Here is an 18,313-nt window from a genome sequence, read left to right as displayed (position 1 = left end):
TTACCCTCCTTCGTAAATTTTTAGAATGTCCCACTCCTCTTCCTGAACCCCTTGAGGCTCAGGCTCTGGAGCAGGGCTTGATAGCAAGCAAAGAATGTCTTCCTCTTGCGTCTCAGATATACGGGCTTCCTGTAACTCACGAAGTTCCTCCCGTAGCTTCTCCTCCCTCTTCTCCACCCTCTTACTTTTCTGCTTATGCTGTTTGTATTCCACTGGGTCAAGTGAAGGCAGTTCGGTTGATACAAGTCTTGCATAGCCGAGAAACTCTCCCGAGGAAGCATACACCTCAAGCTTTGTTATGTCCTCTATGTCCCGCAGACATATGACTCTGGGAGCGTTCTTATCTCTGCCAAGCTCTTTTTCTTCCTGCGGTAAGTAAAACTCATATCTCAGGTTGTCTATTGTGATGGTGTGATTGCGAATTGTCCTCTCAAACCTCTCTGCAAAGGCTTTGCGAAGTCTGCCTTCGTCTACCTCACTAAATCCTTGCAATTCAACCTCTGCAGGTGCAACTGGCTTCTGGAAGTGTTCAAAGTTGTGTGCAGTGCGGTTGTATGTGTTTATCGCAAGACTTATCAGGTCGTTTATACTCCCTGCTTTGATAGTTCTTGCTATGTCTTTTAGCTCTCTGATGACCCGTTCTATAAGCTTCTGGTTTGCCTGATAAGGCTTTGTCCTGCGAATTTCAACTCCGAGTTCTTTCAAAGCCCTTGTGATATGTTCAGAGGTAGGAATTTTTTCATTGTCCGTTTTTACTGCCTTGGGGACGCCGTGTCTTAAAAACAACTGAAACATAAACTTAGCAACATCGAGACTGGAGAAGGCTTTGTTGTAGTGCGTGGCATTCTTTTCTTTGTTTTCTACCGTGTAAAAGCCCAAAATCCTCATGGAGTAAAGCTCAAGAGCAAAGAGGATAGAGCATTGCTTTCCTGCAAACACATAGCCCGTTGCGTCTATCTCCACCAAGCCCTTTTCTCTTTGCACTTTACCCTTCGAAACCTTCGGAGCTTCCTTAATTCCCCTCCTTGCAACTTCTAACCTTTCCCAACTTCCCCACTCACTTTTTACGAAGTCTTCCACAAGCCTGTAAAAACTTGCAAGAGAGTTTATGCCTACAAGCCTTAAATCAAGCTCCAGAAGGTGGTATATTCGTCTGAGAGAATGCGTCCTTTTCCTGCCTTTTTCTTCGTTAACATCAAGCAGCAAGGCTTTAAGCTTCTCTATAAGCTCGTTTGGTATCTCACGCACTTTCCTCTGTCTTCCCCTCCTCTTCTGTGGCAAGCCTTTTATCCATCTGTATATCGTTGCCCTGTTGTGCTTCAGGAGTTTTGCTATCTGTGATACAGAAAAACCCTGCAGGTAAAGTTGTATTGCCCTTAGCTTCATCTGTGTCTCCTTCTTACACTTTCTAAAAGCGACATCATCTTCTCAGTAAAGGGCTTCCACACGTATTCCTCCCATTCGTCTGGAGAGAGCTTCGTTAGATATACTGCAAGAGCCGTGGCTGCAAGCTCTATGGCTTCGTCTATTTCCTTATTGAGGTCAAAACCTTTCTCTGGCTTCTGAGACTTCTTGCTTTTAGATGATTCTGCTTCCTTCCACTCTGGACCGCCCCAATCAGACCAGTCAGGCTCTGTAGAAAGGGCAGGCTGGGAGCCTGCCAATTCAGAGGAGGAGGGGGGTGAAGAAGATACGGCTTCTAATTGTTTATTTCTTTTTGCTACATACTGCGAGTAAAGGCTGTATGGCAGTCTGTATCCTCTCTTATATAGTTCTTCCCTTGCTTCCTCAAAGCTTACCGTCCTTGTTGTCCAGTCCTCCAGAACATCCTCCACAAGCCCCCAAAATACTTCCTCTGGAACTTCGGGGACTTGGTTATATATTTCCGTTAGCCTGTCCGCATGCTTTATGAGAACCTCTCTTATATCACTCTCCACCACCTCCCTAAGCTCGTTGTAGCGTCTTAGCTCGTGTGCCAGATTATTCCAGCTTGAGAAAATGTATCTGTAATCTTTTAAAGTCTCCTCTGCTTTTTGCAGGATTAACTCTTCCAGTATCCTCTTCCTGTGTTGCTCTTGCCTTAGCTCCTCCCATTTTCTTTTAGCCTTTTCCAGCCATACTCTCTTTGCCCTTGCTGACAACTCTTGCATGAACTGAAGCCCTGTCAGGGCTTTTTCTGCTACTTCCCAGCTGTCAACCCCTGCATCTAATAGCCTTCGCATAGTCTCGCTGGTATCTTTTACAAGCTCGGCAAGAACTCGGGCTGGCTCACCTTCTATCTCAAAGCCTTCTTCCTGTGCTTTCTGACGCACAAAGCTTTCAAACTTTCTGATAAGGTCTCTGTCCTCTGGAGTTATAGTCTCAAGCCAGTCTGAGAAGAGCTTCAAAACTTCACGGGAGGGTGGGAAGGAGAATATGCATTTTTGCAATGATTGCAATTTTGCATAATCTTTGAGAATGCGAGGGGGGGTTGGTGGGGGGAGGGAGAATACAAATTTTTCTTGCGACGAGAATTTTTTGTATTCTTTGAGATTGTTAATATAATCTGCCAGACCTAAAAAAGTCATAGAAAGCAGAAAAGTAAGGAATAGCAAGGCTTTCAGAAAATGCGGGAGTGTTGCAGAATTTCTGAAAAACTTTAAAAACACCCTCAAAAAATTTTTCAGAAATTCGTCAAGTGCTTTATAATTAAGGCTCTGAGAGAGGGGGGTTGTTGCAGAATTTCTGCAAAATTACATCTTTCCATGGCATATAATTTTATCCTCAGCCGGAGTGGCGGAACTGGCAGACGCAGGGGATTCAAAATCCCCCGCCCGTGAGGGCGTGCGGGTTCGACTCCCGCCTCCGGCATAGAGCTATGAAAAAGGTTATAGTTCTCCTGTCTGGTGGGATGGACAGTGCCACACTCCTGTGGCTGTGCAGAAAGGAGTTTGAAGAGGTCTATGCCCTTTCTTTTGACTACGGACAGAGACACAGGGTAGAGCTCAAATACGCAGAGGAGCTGGGATGGCTTGCAGGGGTGAGGGAGCATATCATCGTAGAAGTGCCCCACTACAGACTGATAAAGGGTTCAGCCCTGCTTGAGGGAGGACCCGAGGTGCCGAGAGGAGAATACACTCAAGAGGTGCCCGCCACTAACGTGCCCATGAGAAATCTGGTCTTTCTCGCTATTGCCAGCTCTTTTGCCGACAGCCTTGGGATAGAGCACATAGCCATAGGGGTGCATGCTCTTGACACCCCCTATCCCGACTGCAGACCGGAGTTTATAGCTGCCATGGAATCAGCCATAAACGCAGGCTCAGCCCATGTGGCAAAGACAAGGAGAAGAATTCATGTATACGCACCCTTTCTGGGAATGAGCAAAGCAGACATAGCAAGGCTTGGAAAAGAGCTTGGAGTTCCCTTTGAAAAGACCTACTCCTGCTACATGGGAACGGAGCCGCCCTGCGGGGTCTGTGCCACATGCCTGCAGAGGGAAGAGGCTTTGAGACTGGCAGGTGTGCTCTGCTAATTCTATGTGAGCCTGAGAAGTATTTCGTCAACCCTCTTCACCGGGTTGTCCGCCCTCAGTATGCTCCTTCCCATAACTATAATGTCAGCACCAGCCTGCAGGGCCTCTTCAAGGCTTACCACCCTCTTCTGGTCCTCGGCAGGCTCGCCCTCAAGCCTCACACCGGGCACAACCGCAAGAAAAGGTTTGAGTATCTTTTCCTTGAGATAGCCTACCTCCTTACCAGAACAGACTATTCCATCAAGACCTTCATCGAGGGCAAGCTCTGCCATTTGCAAGACCTGCTCCTCTCTGCTCCTGCAAAGTCCAATGTCCCTGAAATCCTCTTCCCCAAGGCTCGTCAACAGTGTTACCCCGAGCAGTTTCAGCCTCCCTTTTACCTCCACTGCAGACCTGAGAGCCTGCCTGCCAGAGGAGGCATGAAGGGTCAGATAGTCTGCACCCAGGTCCTTTGCAGAGAGGACCCCTTCCTTTACAGTGTTGGGAATATCGTGTAGCTTGAGGTCAAGGAAGAGCTCAAAGCCCTCCTCCTTTATGCTGTCCGTTATGGCCCTGTGATGGCAGATGAAGAGTTTGTAGCCTACCTTGAAGATAACCGGATAGCCCCTGAGAGCCTTTACAAGGTCTTTAGCCTGCTGAAGGTTTGTATCGAGAGCCACGCACAGCCTAGCCATAAAATCTCCTTCTGAAGTTTTCAAGAAGCCTTAGCCCTGCCTTCTGACTTTTTTCTGGATGAAACTGGACTGCAAAGATGTTTGCATACTCCACGGAGGAGACAAAGTCAACACCGTAATCGGTAGTGGTGAGCACCACATCACTCCTTCTTGGTAAAACATGGTATGAATGAACAAAGTAAAAGTATTCTCCTTCTCTTATACCCTCAAGTATATCAGAGTGCTTCCTTTTCCAGAGCTGATTCCATCCTATGTGTGGCACCTTGACCTTTGTGGGCAGAAGAACTACCTCACCCTCAAGAACCCCAAAGCCCTCAGTCTCTCCAAACTCGTAGCTTCTCTCAAAGAGTAGCTGAAGTCCAAGGCATATGCCCATGTAGGGCTTTCCCTTCTCTATGTGCCTGAGTATTTCCTTCAGAAGCCCAAGCCTTCTGAGGTTTTCCATAGCATCCCTGAAGGCACCCACCCCCGGAAGGACGAGAATGTCCGCACTTTTTACATCCTCAGGCTCCGAGCTTATCTTAACGCTAAAGCCCACCTTTTCAAGGGCTTTTGAAACGCTCCTGAGGTTTCCCATTCCGTAGTCAACGAGAAGGAGCATCTAAGCACCCAACAGAAGGGATATCTCCGCCAGCTTGCCAGTAGTGAGCAAAAGGCCCAGAAGCACAAGAAGCACTCCACCCACAACCTCCACTATACCGAAAAACTTTCCAAAGCTTTTTACAAAACCAAGAAAGGCTGAGAGAAGACCGCCAGCAACAAGGAATGGAATACCCATACCCATGGAGTAGGCAAAGAGCAGGCTTGCACCCTGAAGTGCAGTTTCCTGCTGGCTTGCGTAGAGCAGGATTGAGCCAAGCACCGGACCTATGCATGGACTCCATCCAAAGGCAAAGAGCATCCCCACGAGAAGGGCACCAAAGCCAGAAACACTGCCTTTCATTTCCCTTCTGAGCTGTCTGTATAGTGTTTCATGTAGTCCAAAGAAGTAAAGAAAGGCAACTATCAGTATAATACCAAGAAGGTCAAAGAGAATTTTTTGAGGCATTATACCAAGAAAGAACAGGGCAAGTATGAGGGCAGACACGCCTGCGAGCTCTTTCAGAAAGTTTGGTCTCAGCAAAACCCCTGCAAAGTGCAGACCAAAGAACACTACAAGACCACCTCCAATCCTTGCTATGTAATCCTGATACTCTCTCAGCAGCCCGCCTATACCCGTGGCGGTTGCTCCCATCAGCGTAAAAACAACAGAAAAGCCCACAACAAAAAGGACAGAGGCAATAAATGCTTTCTGGCTAAAGCCACCTCTTTCCCTTATTTCCTGTGCTCCAATACCTGATATGTAAGATATATACCCTGGGATTATGGGCAGAACGCAGGGAGAAAGAAAAGATAGCAGTCCTGCGGTAAAGGCTATAAAGAGAGATACTTCATTCATAACAAACCTCCATCATAAATATATTACTCCAGAACCCTGAAGGGCTCATGCCCCGCAAGGCTCAGGAGCTTTGCCCAGAAGAGTATCAATCTGTAGCGGGCTTCCATAACCTGTCTTTCCGCCTCGCTTTTCTCTGCCATGGCATAGCCAAGGTCAAAGGCAAGCTCCAGCTCGTATTCAGACCTTCTAAGGGTAAGGTTCTCCTCAGCATACCTGTCCTTTGTGAGAGCTTCGGTAAGTCTGGCTTTGAGGAACTCCCACTCGTAGGGTGCGGAGGAAAATATCAGCCTAATGTTTGCCTCAATGCTCTCTCTTTCAGCCTGGGCAGACCTCTTCAGTGAGGAAAAATAGTCAACTCTGTATTGCCTGCCTGCGTCGTAGATGGGTGTGAAAAGCTCAATCCCGCTCCTGTCTGTGGATATTCTCAGGTTAAGCCTTGGTGATATTACCTGTTTTGCAACTCTTATGTCTTCTTCATAACCTTTAAGCTCTAAGTCCTTTACTCTCAGGCTCGTGTTTCTCTGGAGCGCCTCCTTCATTAGTTCCGGGAAAGGTTCCAAGAGCCTTTCCAAATTCTTTGAGGGAAGGTCCTCAAGTTGAATTAATGTTTCGTAAGGTATGCCCGCAAGCTCCTTTATCTGAAGAAGGGTATGGTTATACATATGCTGTGCATAGAAGAGTTCTGCCCTCTTTTCCCTGTAGATGCTTTCAAGCCTGAAAACTTCGTGGTCTGTGGCGAGCCCTAGTTCCCTTCTCTCCCTCGCCCTGTCGAAACGCACATAGGCTATTGCCATCTCTTCCCTCTTTACTTCGGTAAGTTTCCTGTATAGATGGGCTTCTACAAAGAGCCTTATTATCCTCAGCTGTATATCCATGTTTAGTTGCTGTAGCATAAGCTGTGCCACATCTCTCCTTATTTTTGAGAGCTCTATCCTTGACTTTGTCCGCTGGAACTCGTAGAGGGTGCTTATTACTGTAAGGTTCACATCTGTCTTTGTGTCCCTCTTATCAAAGTCATAGAGCAGAGATGCTCCGGCGTAGATTACTGGAAGGTAGTATTTCTGTGCCAGCTGATAGTCTATGTCAAGGGCATTTATCTGATGCCTTAGCCTCTGAAGCTCCCTGTTGTTTTTGAGTGCAAGCTCATACACCTTTTTGTAATCAAGGGTTATTACTTCCTGAGAGAAGGAAAGACCACATAAGAAGAGTATCATCAGGGCTATCATCTTCCCTTGTTTTCTCTCAGGAACTGCACCAGATTCTTGTTTCTGTAATGTCCTTCTACCACATACCTACCTATGAGTATAAATTCCTGAGGCTCTATGTAGCCGGGCACCTTTGCCACCACCCTGCCTTCCTGGTCAAAGAACATAAATACGGGAGTCAGTCTGACGCCATGCTTCAGGGAAAACTGCCTTTCTGTGAGCTTTTTGCCATCCAGGTCCACTACCTCATTTGCTCCTCTTATATCTATCTCAACCATGTAGAAGTGCTTTGTAAAATATTCCTGAACCCTCCTCTCCTGAAAGGTCACTCTTCTCATCTTGTCACAGAAGGGACAACCCTCTTGATGGAACATGATGAAAAGGAGCTTGTTCTCCTTCCTTGCATCTTCAAAGTCCTCTTTGAGGTTAAGGAAGGAGGGCTTTAAAAAGGGTATAGCTTCTGCGGAGAAAATTGTCAGGGGTATAAGAAGTAAAGCTAAAGCCATAAGAGCTCGCATTTAAGCACCTCCGCACAGCTCTTTCACCTTCTTACCCATATTTTCCACCGCCATTATATAAGTATAAGCCCCAGCCTCTATGGCAGAACAAGGCATACCACAGACAACACATGTGGAGGGCTCCTGAACGATTACGGTAAATCCTCTCCTTATAAGTTCTTTGGCACCTTCGGTTCCATCGCTCCCCATGCCAGTGAGGATGAGAGCAATGGGATTTCTCGCTACCTCAGCCATGCTCTTAAAGAGCACATCCGCAGAAGGCTTTATTATAGTGTCTGGCTCGTTATTAACTCTCAAAACATAACTGCTTCCATGCCTTTCTACAAGGCCGTTGCTACCACCAGGCAGGACTACAAAAAGCTCCCCCCTCAGTTCCATTCCATCATAGCCCTCCTTTACCACGAGCTGGGTTTCTTTTGACAGCCAGTCCGCAAGACTTGCGCTGAAGGTCTTTGGTATATGCTGAGCTATCAAAACGGGAACTGGTAGTGGACCCATGCTTTTCAGTAGCACTGGTAGCACCTTTGGACCCCCTGTGGAAGATGCAACTCCCACCATGTCAACCGACCCACCAGGCGGGGATGGTTTCTCCCTCTTTATTTCTGTGGAAAAGACCTTCTTTGAAAAACCTTCCTTCCTTGCGTATATCCTTATCTTTTCAATCAGCTCTTTACTTAGCCTTGAAAGGTCCAGCTTTAGCTCCTTTGAGCCTTTTGGTATAAAGTCAACGGCACCAGCGTCAAGGGCTTCAAAAGTCACCTTTGCACCCTGAGTGGTATGGTCGCTTATGACTATTATCGGAACATTCATAAAACTCAGTATCTCCCTTATTGCAGTTATGCCGTCCATGCCCGGCATTACGATATCCATGGTTATAAGGTCAGGCTTGAGCTGACGGGCAAACCTTACAGCTTCCTCCCCATCCCTTGCCTCTCCTAAAATCTCCACATCTTCAGCCCCCTCAAGGGCCTTCCTTAGGGCCATCCTTATAAATTTGGAATCGTCAACGATAAGAACCCTTATCCTGTTCATGGCTTGTAGAAGTAGATAAGCCTTTCACAGACCTGCCTTTCAAGCCCTCTGTCTGGGTTATCCAGAGGACCCATTACCAGAAAACCCCCCTTCTTCATAGCCTTTGTGAGATTGTCATACGCCCTCTCCCTTGCCTCATCGCTGAAGTATATAAGCACATTTCTACAAACTACCAGGTCTGCATCCCTTAAGGGTGGCTCGTCCATCAGGTTATGAAAACGGAATTCCACAAGCCTTTTTATTTCCTCCTTTACATGATAATAGCCTCCCTCCTTTACCTCAAAGTATTTCAGAAGGTTTGAGGGGCTTTTTCTAAAAGAGCCCATTGGTGTATCCTTGTATACTCCCTTTGTTGCGGTTTGAATAGCGTTTACAGACAGGTCAGTTCCAAGAACTGTGAGTTTACCTCTGATGTCCTGCACCCTATAACCCATCATACCCAGATACTCCACTGCAAGCATGGCAATGGTATAGGCTTCCTCACCTGTGGCACACCCCGCAGACCATATTTTTACATCCTCCATGAGCCTTTTAAAAATCTCAGGAAATATGGAGTTTTTTATGCATTCAAAAACTTCCCCGTCTCTGTAAAAATAGGTTTCCTGCACGCTTATAGCATCTATAACTCTCTGCCAGCTGTCTTCCCTCACGTCCGCAGATTCCAGCTTCATAAAAAGCTCTCTGTTTTTCTCGTATAGTCTTTTTAACCTGGTTAATCTACTCGCTGAGACCATCATACCTGTCCTCTTTTCTATGAGCCTTAAAACCTCTGAAAAATCCATCAACCTCTCAGTTCTTCTATTTTCCTTCTGGTCTCCTCCACCCTTCTCGTTAACTCCACCATTCTTGAGAGCACCTCCTCAGAAGCTGTAGCGTTGTTGTTGCCTATCTCTTCAAGGCTTTCCATGTTTGTGGATATTTCCCTCATACTCGCAGATGTCTCCTCCATACTTGAAGCAATTCTGTGAAGCATTTCCCTTATCCTTTCCACAGCCTCTCTGACCTTTTCAAAGTCCTCATGAACCAGCTCCGTGTTCCTGTATCCCTCCTGTATGGTATTCACCACATCCTGAACCGTTTGACCCACAGAGCCTGCCATTTTACCCACCTGTTCTGCAAGCCTTCTCACCTCGTCCGCCACCACCGCAAAGCCCCTTCCCTGTTCCCCGGCTCTTGCAGCCTCTATGGAAGCATTGAGGGCAAGGAGGTTTGTCTGCTCTGATATGCCTTCTATTATTCTTGTTATGTTTTCTATGTATTTTGATTTCTCTCTTAGCTCGTCGGTCAGTTGTTTCATGTTGTACATGTCCTGAGTTTCTTCTTCCAGCTTCTTAAACATGTATCCTATGAGCTCAAGCCCATTTATAAGTGTTCTGTAAACGTCCTCAAACTCCTTAAGAGTCTCTTCAAAGGTTTCCCTCATGTGTTGAGCCCTTTCAAGGATAGGATTAAGTGTCTCCGTAAGGTCTGGAAGGAACTCTTCTGCTTGCTTTCTTTCTTCTACCTTCCTGAATATGCTGACACCTTCAGAAATTTTTACCTCTTCACCCTCTGGTCCTTTTTCAAAAATTACCTCCCCATCCAGCTCCACCCTTACGCCTTCTGAAACATGGTTAAGGGCAAGTTCATAGAGGGCGGCTTTCCTTTTGAGTTTTTCCAGTTCATCCTTCAGCCTTTCCTCTTCCTTTTCTCTCTTCCAAAACATCTTCTAACCCTTTATGGCAGTCCAGACCTTCTCTATCTTTTCTTTAAGAGTCTCTGGTGTAAAGGGTTTTACCACATAGTTGTTTGCTCCAGCCTGAATGGCCGCAAGCACGTTCTCCTTCTTTGCCTCTGCTGTCACCATTATAACGGGTATTCCTTTGAGCTTTTCTTCTGCCCTAATCTGCTTTAAGGTCTCGAGGCCATCCATTTCTGGCATGTTCCAGTCAAGAAGCACAAAGTCGTAGTTACCCCCTCTCAGCTTTGCAAGGGCTTCCTTGCCGTTCTCTGCCTCCTCCACGCTTGTATAACCGAGCTGGTTGAGTATTGTCCTTATTATCTTCCTCATGGTGCTCATATCATCAACCACGAGAAACCTTGCCTCCTTCGGCGGCATGCTTTACCTCCTAAAGCCCGAGCTCTTCAAGAAGTCTATCCACATCCTCCTGATATATTCTATCACCCGTGAGCATTTCCGTAGCCTTGCCCACGATTTTTTCCTTCTGTTCGCTGGAAAGAGAGGAAGCCTCTATGGAAGAAAGCACGATTTTCAGTATGGTTTTTTTCATATCCTCCAGAGCCTCTATTACCTTTTTTATCTGTTGACTGGCAAGGTCCTGAAAAGACATGAGGGTTATGACCTGGAGTAGAAGCTCAGAGAGCTTTTTTGACCTCTCCCTTATGCTTTCAAGCCTTGACCTTATACCACTCACAGGGTTTAGGCTCAGAAGGAAGTCCACGTCTTCCTGAACCCTCTCTAGCTCCTTCATAAGCTCGTTTATTATGCTCATTATCTGATGAACGCTCTGTTCTGTAAACCTTATTACATCCTCCAGACTACCGCTTGCCATGGGAAGGGTGCTTGACGTCTCCTCAAGGGGCTTTACAACTTCATCCAGCTTTGCCTCAAGGCTCTTTACCTCCTCCAGCAACTCCCTGACAAGCTGTCTAACATCTTCCATAGCCATTTCTCTTCCCCCTCGTATTATACAACTTTCTTTATCCTCTCTTCCCTTGCTATTATGTCAATTATCCTGACTCCGAACCTGTCTTCCACTATGACTATTTCCCCCTTTGCTATCAGCTTTCCGTTTACCTTTATGTCTACTGGGGTCTCCACGTTCTGCTCAAGCTCCACCACGGAGCCTGGTGTAAGGTGAAGGAGCTCACCCAGTGTCAGAGTTGCCGAACCAACGATCACCTCAACCTGAAGAGGTATGTCCAGAAACTTTCTTAGCCTGTCGGACACCTCAACTTCTGTTTCTTCTTTCTGCTCCTGTTGATAGCCCTTTGATGCCTCTTCCTGCTCTTTCAGAGCCTCCGCCCACATGTCTGCCAGGTTCTCCTGTTTCTCATCTTCCATGTCAGTCCTCCTTTTCAAGATGTCCGTATATCTTTATTGCCTTTTTGCTGCCGAGCTGACCAAGAAAAGCCAGAAGCTTGGGCTTGCCCTGGACTCTCACCTCAAGAGCCTCCCTGAGAGGTTTGTCAAGGGTTATCAGGTCACCTTCCTTCAGTTCCAGCACTTCCCTGAAGCTAAGGTTTACCCTTCCAAGGACCACTTCAATGCTTAATGGGACTCTCTGAAAGCTTTTGAAAATGGTTCCCTCAAGCTCTCTGTTCTTTATATCTGCCGACCCCTTTAACATATCCCTGTAAGGTGCTATGGAACTTTCCGGTATTGCCAGCTGAATGTGTCCTTCGTTGCCCTCTATCACCACTGCCAGTTTCAGAAGTATGAACTTCTCCTTTGCACGATACATGGTCAGAAGAGCTGGATTTGTCTCTATGCCAACAGGGTTTATCTTCACATCCATAATCGTGCTCCACGCTATCTCCAGCTCCTGGTAGCATATGTTCAGAAGCCTCTGAATCAGTTTCGTCTCTATACGCGTAAAATCCCTTCCCTCTATCTTGTAAGGCTTTGCACTACCACCAAATACACTGCTCACCACAATGTATATTAGCTTGGGGTCTATTGCCAGAAGGCACGTTCCCCTTAAGGGTTCAATGTTAAAAAGACCTATGGCACAGGGCACTGGTAGTCTTGTGGTAAATTCTCCAAACCTGGTTGTGCTCAGGCTTTCTTTAAACAGGCTTGGGATGGTGACCACCAGGGATGCAAGACCCCTTCTCAGTCCATTTATCCATCTTTCAAGTATGAGCTCAAGACCAGGGATTCTCCCGGCTGATATGTGTTCAAAAAGGGAAAGGTCAAGGGGTCTTACCCTTTCCTCCTCTACCTCAACCTTTTTCTCCTCCTCCTTGCCAAGGGTTTTGAGAAGTAGGTTTATTTCCTCCTGACTGAGAAGCTCATCTGCCATATCTAACCTTTACTCCTTAACCATCCTTTGATTATCTTTGCCACCTTTTCTGGTTCTTCCCTAGCAGTTTTGACAATCGCTTCCACAGCTTCGACCTTTTCCGCCTTCATTCTTATCTCCTCAGCACCCTCTATAACTTCAAGGGCTGGCACTCCGGGCAGGGCAGGAACCGTGGTAACTTCCTTCTTCTTGAGGATTTTCCTCAAGATGAGCAGGGATACTATACTCATCACAATTACCAGAAGAGCAAGAAGTCCGAGCTTTATATACCCTTCGTAATCCGGTGCAGGTTTTTCAAAGGGTGGCTTCTGGAATGGTATTGCTTCAACGGTTATCACATCACCCCTCTGAGGGTCTATCCCCGCGGATGCAGACACTATTCTTTTAACCTTTTCAAGGTCAAGGTTTTTTATGTTTGAATCCACAAGAACTCCCACGCTGAGCCTTCTGACTTTTATAAGCGGGTCAACGCTGTAAACCTCCTTTTTACTCACCTCATAGTTGGTTATGGTCTCGCTCCTCTCTGTGAGCACCTGACCTGCCCCAGCTGCAGCACCGGTGCCTGGTGGTATGTTTGCCTGTGCACCTGGGACGCCTGCAACCCCTCCGGTGGTGGTTCTCTCCTTTTTCTTCTGCTGGCTGACAACAGCGGTCATGTCCGGGTCGTAAATTTCCTCTTTCTGTTCTCTTTTTGTAAAGTCAAGGTCTGCAGAGACTTTAACTTTTACAGAACCAAAGCCTAAAGCCTCTTCAAGAGCTCTCTGCACCTCCCTCTCAAGCCTCCTTTCAAACTCAGTCCTGAGCCTCAACTCTCTATCTCTTGCAAAGTCCTCCGCATCCTCCAGCATGGCTGTAAGGTCCCTGCCCTTATCATCCACCACCACCACGTTTTTGGGCTTTAACCTCGGAACGCTTGCAGAAACAAGGTTCCTTATTGCCTTTACCTGTTCTGGAGTAAGTTCATGACCCGGCTTTAGCTTTATAAAGACGCTTGCAGTTGGTTCTTCTTCCTCCCTTAGAAATATGGACTTCTGTGGCATGCCTATGCTTACCCTCACATCATCAATGCCCGCCATCCTCAGAATTGTCCTTGAGAGCTCACCCTCCACAGCCCTCTTGAAGTTTACCTGATTCTGAAAATCTGAGACTCCTATGCCCGTTTTGTCAAAGACCTCATACCCCACTATCCCCTTGCTGGGTATGCCCTTAGCCGCCAGCTTTAGCCTTATATCCCTTGCCTGCTTTTCTGGAACCAGTATGCTCCTTCCATCCTGTCCCACTTTATAACTCAGTCCCTCCTTATCAAGCTCAGCCATGACTGCAGACATGTCTTCCTGAGAGAGACCGGAATAGAGAACAGTATAGCTGGGCTTTGTGGCGAGGGTTGCTATGGCTATGAGAGCACCCAGAACGAGGACTGGCACAGCTATGAGGGTTATTTTCTGGGCGGTAGAGAGTGCTGTAAATCTGTCCTTCAGGTTGTTTAACGTTTCCCTTATGTCCGCCATATTTTAAACCTGCATTCTGTTTAGCTCCTGGAAGGCTTCAAGGAGCTTGTTCCTGACCTGAATAAGAAGGTTAAGGGCAGTTCTCGCCTTCTCAAACTCTATAACCATCTGATGGAGTGGAATCTCAGCACCCCTGAGGACTGCTTCCCTTATGCTGTCAGACTTCTGCTGCTCTTTATTGACCCACTGAACAAACCTGCCAAGCTCCTGCAGAAAATCCCCCCTTTCACCCCTCTGCGGGCTCAGTCTCTGCTTTAAAAGTCCATCTACAGCTCTTATCTCCATAGCTCAAGCGTCCTCTGTGCAATCTCTCTTGTAGTCCTGAAGGCGTTGAGGTTCGCCTCGTAGCTTCTCATGGCGGATATCATATCTGCCATCTCCTTAACAAGCTCCACATTGGGAAGCCTAACAAATCCCTCTGCGTCCGCTCTTGGGTTTGTGGGGTCAAAGACAACCCTGAAGGGCTCATCAGACTCCCTTATTTCCCTGATCCTCACAGGCACCCGCCCTTTTTGAATATCCTCTTCCCTTTCAACCGCTTCAAAGACAGGCTCTAACTTTCTAAAGGGTTCACCTGTGATTCTGTAGGATTCAAAGTTAGCCAGGTTGCTGGCAACGGTATTGAACCTTATTCTCTGAGCCTGCATTCCACTTGCGGACACATCAAAGGTTCTGAAAAGGTCCATCATTGTCTTCCCTCCCTTATCACATTGTTCAGCTTTTCAAGGCTTCCTGTAGCAAAACGCATGTAAACCTCATAGGCTATCCTGTTCTGGCTGAGCTTTGCCATTTCTTCCTCCACGCTTACATCGTTCAGGTCGTTACCCACAAGCCTTTTCCTGACTTCAAAGACTTTAAAATCTCCAGAAGCCGCGGGTTTTATATGGCGTGGTTGTGTGGTTTTCAGATTGCCGCCCTCTTCAAGGTTGAAAGCCACATCCTTTGTCCTGTAGTTGGGGGTGTCTGAGTTGGCTATGTTGCTGAGGATTACCTTGTGCCTTTTCCATGCATAGTTCAGAAAAGGTATCACCTTGTCCGCTCCCTTAAAAATATCCATCTTCTTCACCCCCAGAAAATAATTATAACCCTGCTTATAATATTATCTTTCCCCTCAGCCTTTTTTACAACCCAGTTTATTGTCTCCACATCCCCTGTCAACTCACCAGCTTTTGCAAGTCTGTAGGCAACAAGCCAGTAAAGGTCTCCCTCCTGAGCTTTCTCCAGATATCTCCGATAGTAAAGCTTTGCCCTTTCATACTGCCCTCTTGTGTAGTAAAAATCACCCAGCTCCAGAAGGGCAGGCTCTGAGTAGGGTGCAAGCCTCTCTGAAAGCTCCTGAGAAAGAAACTCCTCAAGAAGTTTTATGTCTTTCCTGTATATGCCCTTTATAAAGAGAGCTTCCATCCTGTCCTCACCTGTCAGCCTTCCAAGCGAGGACTCAACCATCTTCAGTCCCTCCTCTGACCCCTCAAGAAGTAAAATCTGACCCAGGAGAAAGCTTCTCAGTGGTTCCTCCAGCTTTGCAGGGATGTCTCTGAGCTTCAGGTCTCCCGTGTAAACCACAGCCCTTGCCAGTTTCTCGTATCCAAAGAGGAGAGCATAATTTTCAGGGTTTACGCCGTATAGCTCTATCAGAAAGTTTGCCTCCTTACCATAGGGATTTACCTCTGACATAAGGCTCTGCAGAGTGGACAACATGGGCTCTAACTTCACCCTAATGTCCTCAAAGACAATATCCCCAGGCAGTGTGAGCCTTTTCAACCTTAAAAGGTCTCTGTCCTCTAACTTTCCTTCCTTCAGAGAGTAGTAGTATATGCCAAGAAAGGCTGGAATCGAGTATACGCTGTTCAGATAAGTCCAGGCTATGTCCTTTAGAATCTTTCTGTAGTTCCTGAAATCTCTATCATACTTTTCAAGAAACTCTGGAAAAAGCCATAGCTGGGAGAGAAGAAGGCTTGTTTTTAGAGTCTTTGATTCTGTGAGGTTTTCAATCCTCTTCTTTGCATCCGCATAGTTTCTGTTTAAGAGGTATATGAGAGCAAGATAGTAATTGACAGAGTCAGAGTATTTCCTGTATATATCCTTTCTATCAAGCTGTTCAAAGTAAAAGATTGCACTTCTCCAGTTTTCCTTCATAAAACTGCTTACCGCATACCTGTATAGAAACTCAGGCTCCTCTTCCAGATACCTGTTGAGGTTGCGAGCTTCAGATAATTCCTTCAGTGCTTCTGAGTAGTTGCCTGCGTTAAAGGCATAGAAGCCCTTAACGAGGTGATAAAAGTATTTTTTTTCTACGAGTGCCTCTGGGTCTATCCTGTTAAGAAGCTGGCTATTTTGGCCACCAGAAAGGGAATCGGCGTAAAGAAACTTCAGCAGGTAGTCATCCCTGGCAGTATCTCTGTAGAGGCTCAAAAATACATCTTTTGCCCTGGGGTAAAAACCCATGAAAATATACGCATCGCCTATAAACTCACGCTGAAGGAAAAGGTAGGTGGGCTTCTTGTAGTAGTAAGGATACATGTTGAGATAAGCTATGGCGGAGAGAATTCCTTCCCTTCTGCCCTTTCTGTAGGAGAGTTTAGCATAAGATATGCCAATGTAAAGGTAAGAGAGCTCACCATAGTATCCCTGCCTGTCCATAAGAAAGGACCTGCTGAACTCCGCTATTGCATCCCCGTAATTACCCTGTTCGTATTCTATGTATCCTCTGTAAAAGTATGTCTGAGCCAATCTTATATTTTCCTTCTCCATTTCTGTAGAAAAGGAAAGCAGGAAAACCATCATAAGGACAAGAACTTTCTTTGCAAGAAAGTCAGGCCTGTAAGCTATAGGACCTGTGCCATGAACTTCTGAATTCCTCAAACCTGCCCTCCTTTATGGACCTTCTTACCTTCTCCATTAGCCTGTGATAGTAGCGGAGATTGTGTATGGTGTTGAGTATGTATGCTGATATTTCCTCTGCATTGAAAAGGTGTCTCAGGTATGCTCTGGTAAAGTTTCTGCAGGTGTAGCAGTCACACTCTGGGTCTGGGGGTGAAAAGTCCTTTTTATACCTCTCGTTGCGTATGTTTATCTTACCCGTTGAAGTAAAGAGCGTCCCAGTTCTCGCCATGCGTGTTGGCGCCACGCAGTCAAACATGTCCACACCCCTTGCAACCGCCTCCACTATATCCTCCGGCATACCAACTCCCATGAGATATCTGGGCTTTTCCCAAGGAAGGTGCTGGCATACTATCTCCGTCATCGCATACATGACTTCTTTGGGTTCACCCACAGAGAGCCCTCCTATGGCGTAACCCAAAAGGCCTCTTTCCACAGTTCTCAGGGCGGATTCCACCCTCAATTCCTCAAAGAAGGCTCCCTGAACTATTCCAAAGAGCACCTGGTCATCTCTCCTCTTGGCCCTTATACTCCTGTCAAGCCAGTTTATTGTCCTTTCAAGGGCAACCTTTGCATAGGCGTAGGTGGTGGGATGCTCCACACACTCATCAAGCGGCATCATTATGTCAGAGCCAAAGGCTTCCTGAATCTCTACAACCCTTTCAGGAGTAAAAAAATGAAGGTCACCCGCAATATGGTCTCTGAACTCCACGCCTTCGTCGCTCACTCTGACCCTTGACCTTCCATCACCCCTCCCTTTTGAAAGGGAAAAGACCTGAAAGCCCCCACTGTCAGTGAGAATGGGTCTGCCCCACCCTATAAAGGCATGAAGCCCCCCCGCCTCTTTTATAACCTCCACACCTGGTCTGAGATAGAGGTGGTATGTGTTACCCAGAATAATCTGAGTGCCTATATCCAGAAGGTCTTTGTGAAGTATCGCCTTTACAGTCCCCTGTGTGCCAACGGGCATGAAGACAGGCGTTTCTATTTTCCCGCGAGGAGTTATAAGCTCGCCAAGCCTTGCACTGCCATCAGATTTTATTATTCTGAAGGAAAACATGCCTTAGATTTTAACAAGCATCTTTACAAGCTCAAAGAACACCGGACTGTACAGGGCTATGGCTATTAGAAACAGGACGATGACTATCTTTATGTAGCTTTCAAGCCTCTTTATTTCGGACTTTATAGAGGATGTTTCTGCCCTCACTTCAGCAATCTGACCCTCAAGTCTTGCTATCTCTTCTCTGAGTTTGGCTATCTCTTCTCTGAGGTCAGCCTTTGTGACGAGCTCTTTTGTGAGTTCTTCTTTGAGCTCAATCTTTCTCTGAAGGCTGAGTTCTTTCAGGCTTTCATCAAGGGCTTTTATAAACTCAAGGGCTTCCTCTCTGCCGAGCTTTTCCTGGAGTTTCATCACCACTTCCGGTGGCAGCGTGCCGACCATAAGAATATTATAACGCAAGTTGCAAGTTATAGCATCCCTGCACTCCAGAGCCTATGGAGATTGTAAGAAATTACCGCCATG

Annotated in this window: 22 protein-coding genes and 1 tRNA gene; 2 read left to right on the top strand and 21 right to left on the bottom strand. The window is 46.7% G+C overall.

Going from position 1 to position 18,313, the window contains the following annotated elements; translation table 11 throughout:
* Positions 1-1,386, bottom strand: coding sequence for a helix-turn-helix domain-containing protein (locus tag WHS43_06845; GenBank protein ID MEJ5339355.1), 1,386 nt, complete (start codon positions 1,384-1,386; stop codon positions 1-3).
* Positions 1,383-2,387 (bottom strand): hypothetical protein, encoded by a 1,005-nt coding sequence (locus WHS43_06840; GenBank protein MEJ5339354.1) that lies wholly within the window; start codon positions 2,385-2,387, stop codon positions 1,383-1,385. The genes WHS43_06845 and WHS43_06840 overlap by 4 nt, the downstream gene beginning before the upstream one ends.
* Positions 2,388-2,766: 379 nt before the next feature.
* Between WHS43_06840 and WHS43_06835 the strand changes: the two genes are divergently transcribed.
* Positions 2,767-2,850: transfer RNA gene (locus WHS43_06835), tRNA-Leu, on the top strand.
* Positions 2,851-2,857: 7 nt separating this feature from the next.
* Complete coding sequence (gene queC / locus WHS43_06830) at positions 2,858-3,511, top strand: 7-cyano-7-deazaguanine synthase QueC (GenBank protein MEJ5339353.1); 654 nt, start codon at positions 2,858-2,860, stop codon at positions 3,509-3,511.
* Between the two features lie 2 nt (positions 3,512-3,513).
* On the opposite strand, the gene pyrF is transcribed toward queC, so the two are convergent.
* The 19 genes from pyrF to WHS43_06735 are packed head-to-tail and all read right to left on the bottom strand — an operon-like array spanning position 3,514 to position 18,232.
* Positions 3,514-4,185, bottom strand: a complete 672-nt coding sequence (gene pyrF, locus WHS43_06825; GenBank protein MEJ5339352.1) for an orotidine-5'-phosphate decarboxylase — start codon at positions 4,183-4,185, stop codon at positions 3,514-3,516.
* Entirely contained in the window at positions 4,178-4,786 is a 609-nt protein-coding gene (gene hisH / locus WHS43_06820; GenBank protein MEJ5339351.1) for an imidazole glycerol phosphate synthase subunit HisH, read from the bottom strand. Before hisH ends, pyrF begins: the two co-directional genes overlap by 8 nt.
* On the bottom strand, positions 4,787-5,623 hold the full coding sequence (locus WHS43_06815; GenBank protein MEJ5339350.1) for a cytochrome c biogenesis protein CcdA: 837 nt from the start codon (positions 5,621-5,623) through the stop codon (positions 4,787-4,789).
* A 23-nt stretch (positions 5,624-5,646) separates the two neighbouring features.
* Positions 5,647-6,849, bottom strand: a complete 1,203-nt coding sequence (locus WHS43_06810; GenBank protein ID MEJ5339349.1) for a TolC family protein — start codon at positions 6,847-6,849, stop codon at positions 5,647-5,649.
* Complete coding sequence (locus WHS43_06805; protein MEJ5339348.1) at positions 6,846-7,346, bottom strand: thioredoxin family protein; 501 nt, start codon at positions 7,344-7,346, stop codon at positions 6,846-6,848. The genes WHS43_06810 and WHS43_06805 overlap by 4 nt, the downstream gene beginning before the upstream one ends.
* A complete protein-coding gene (gene cheB / locus WHS43_06800) occupies positions 7,347-8,378 on the bottom strand; it encodes a chemotaxis-specific protein-glutamate methyltransferase CheB (protein MEJ5339347.1) in 1,032 nt (343 codons plus the stop codon).
* On the bottom strand, positions 8,375-9,160 hold the full coding sequence (locus WHS43_06795; GenBank protein MEJ5339346.1) for a protein-glutamate O-methyltransferase CheR: 786 nt from the start codon (positions 9,158-9,160) through the stop codon (positions 8,375-8,377). The genes cheB and WHS43_06795 overlap by 4 nt, the downstream gene beginning before the upstream one ends.
* On the bottom strand, positions 9,160-10,083 hold the full coding sequence (locus tag WHS43_06790) for a methyl-accepting chemotaxis protein (protein MEJ5339345.1): 924 nt from the start codon (positions 10,081-10,083) through the stop codon (positions 9,160-9,162). The genes WHS43_06795 and WHS43_06790 overlap by 1 nt, the downstream gene beginning before the upstream one ends.
* A 3-nt stretch (positions 10,084-10,086) precedes the next feature.
* Complete coding sequence (locus tag WHS43_06785; protein ID MEJ5339344.1) at positions 10,087-10,476, bottom strand: chemotaxis response regulator CheY; 390 nt, start codon at positions 10,474-10,476, stop codon at positions 10,087-10,089.
* Between the two features lie 10 nt (positions 10,477-10,486).
* A complete protein-coding gene (locus WHS43_06780; GenBank protein MEJ5339343.1) occupies positions 10,487-11,041 on the bottom strand; it encodes a protein phosphatase CheZ in 555 nt (184 codons plus the stop codon).
* 23 nt (positions 11,042-11,064) lie between these two features.
* A complete protein-coding gene (gene fliN / locus WHS43_06775; protein ID MEJ5339342.1) occupies positions 11,065-11,442 on the bottom strand; it encodes a flagellar motor switch protein FliN in 378 nt (125 codons plus the stop codon).
* 1 nt (position 11,443) lies between these two features.
* Complete coding sequence (locus WHS43_06770) at positions 11,444-12,403, bottom strand: FliM/FliN family flagellar motor switch protein (protein ID MEJ5339341.1); 960 nt, start codon at positions 12,401-12,403, stop codon at positions 11,444-11,446.
* A 2-nt stretch (positions 12,404-12,405) separates the two neighbouring features.
* Entirely contained in the window at positions 12,406-13,911 is a 1,506-nt protein-coding gene (gene fliF / locus WHS43_06765; protein ID MEJ5339340.1) for a flagellar basal-body MS-ring/collar protein FliF, read from the bottom strand.
* A gap of 3 nt (positions 13,912-13,914) precedes the next feature.
* Complete coding sequence (gene fliE, locus WHS43_06760) at positions 13,915-14,196, bottom strand: flagellar hook-basal body complex protein FliE (protein MEJ5339339.1); 282 nt, start codon at positions 14,194-14,196, stop codon at positions 13,915-13,917.
* The gene (gene flgC / locus WHS43_06755) at positions 14,187-14,600 is read right to left on the bottom strand and encodes a flagellar basal body rod protein FlgC (protein MEJ5339338.1); all 414 of its coding nucleotides are present in this window, start codon (positions 14,598-14,600) and stop codon (positions 14,187-14,189) included. The genes fliE and flgC overlap by 10 nt, the downstream gene beginning before the upstream one ends.
* A complete protein-coding gene (flgB, locus tag WHS43_06750; protein MEJ5339337.1) occupies positions 14,597-14,968 on the bottom strand; it encodes a flagellar basal body rod protein FlgB in 372 nt (123 codons plus the stop codon). The genes flgC and flgB overlap by 4 nt, the downstream gene beginning before the upstream one ends.
* A gap of 5 nt (positions 14,969-14,973) precedes the next feature.
* The gene (locus tag WHS43_06745) at positions 14,974-16,773 is read right to left on the bottom strand and encodes a hypothetical protein (GenBank protein MEJ5339336.1); all 1,800 of its coding nucleotides are present in this window, start codon (positions 16,771-16,773) and stop codon (positions 14,974-14,976) included.
* Entirely contained in the window at positions 16,724-17,851 is a 1,128-nt protein-coding gene (gene tgt, locus WHS43_06740) for a tRNA guanosine(34) transglycosylase Tgt (GenBank protein MEJ5339335.1), read from the bottom strand. The genes WHS43_06745 and tgt overlap by 50 nt, the downstream gene beginning before the upstream one ends.
* A 3-nt stretch (positions 17,852-17,854) precedes the next feature.
* On the bottom strand, positions 17,855-18,232 hold the full coding sequence (locus WHS43_06735; GenBank protein ID MEJ5339334.1) for a hypothetical protein: 378 nt from the start codon (positions 18,230-18,232) through the stop codon (positions 17,855-17,857).
* Between the last annotated feature and the right edge of the window lie 81 nt (positions 18,233-18,313).

The organism is Aquificaceae bacterium, from assembly GCA_037481935.1.
Lineage (GTDB): Bacteria > Aquificota > Aquificia > Aquificales > Aquificaceae > Pampinifervens.
This window is presented reverse-complemented; position numbering and strand designations above follow the sequence as displayed.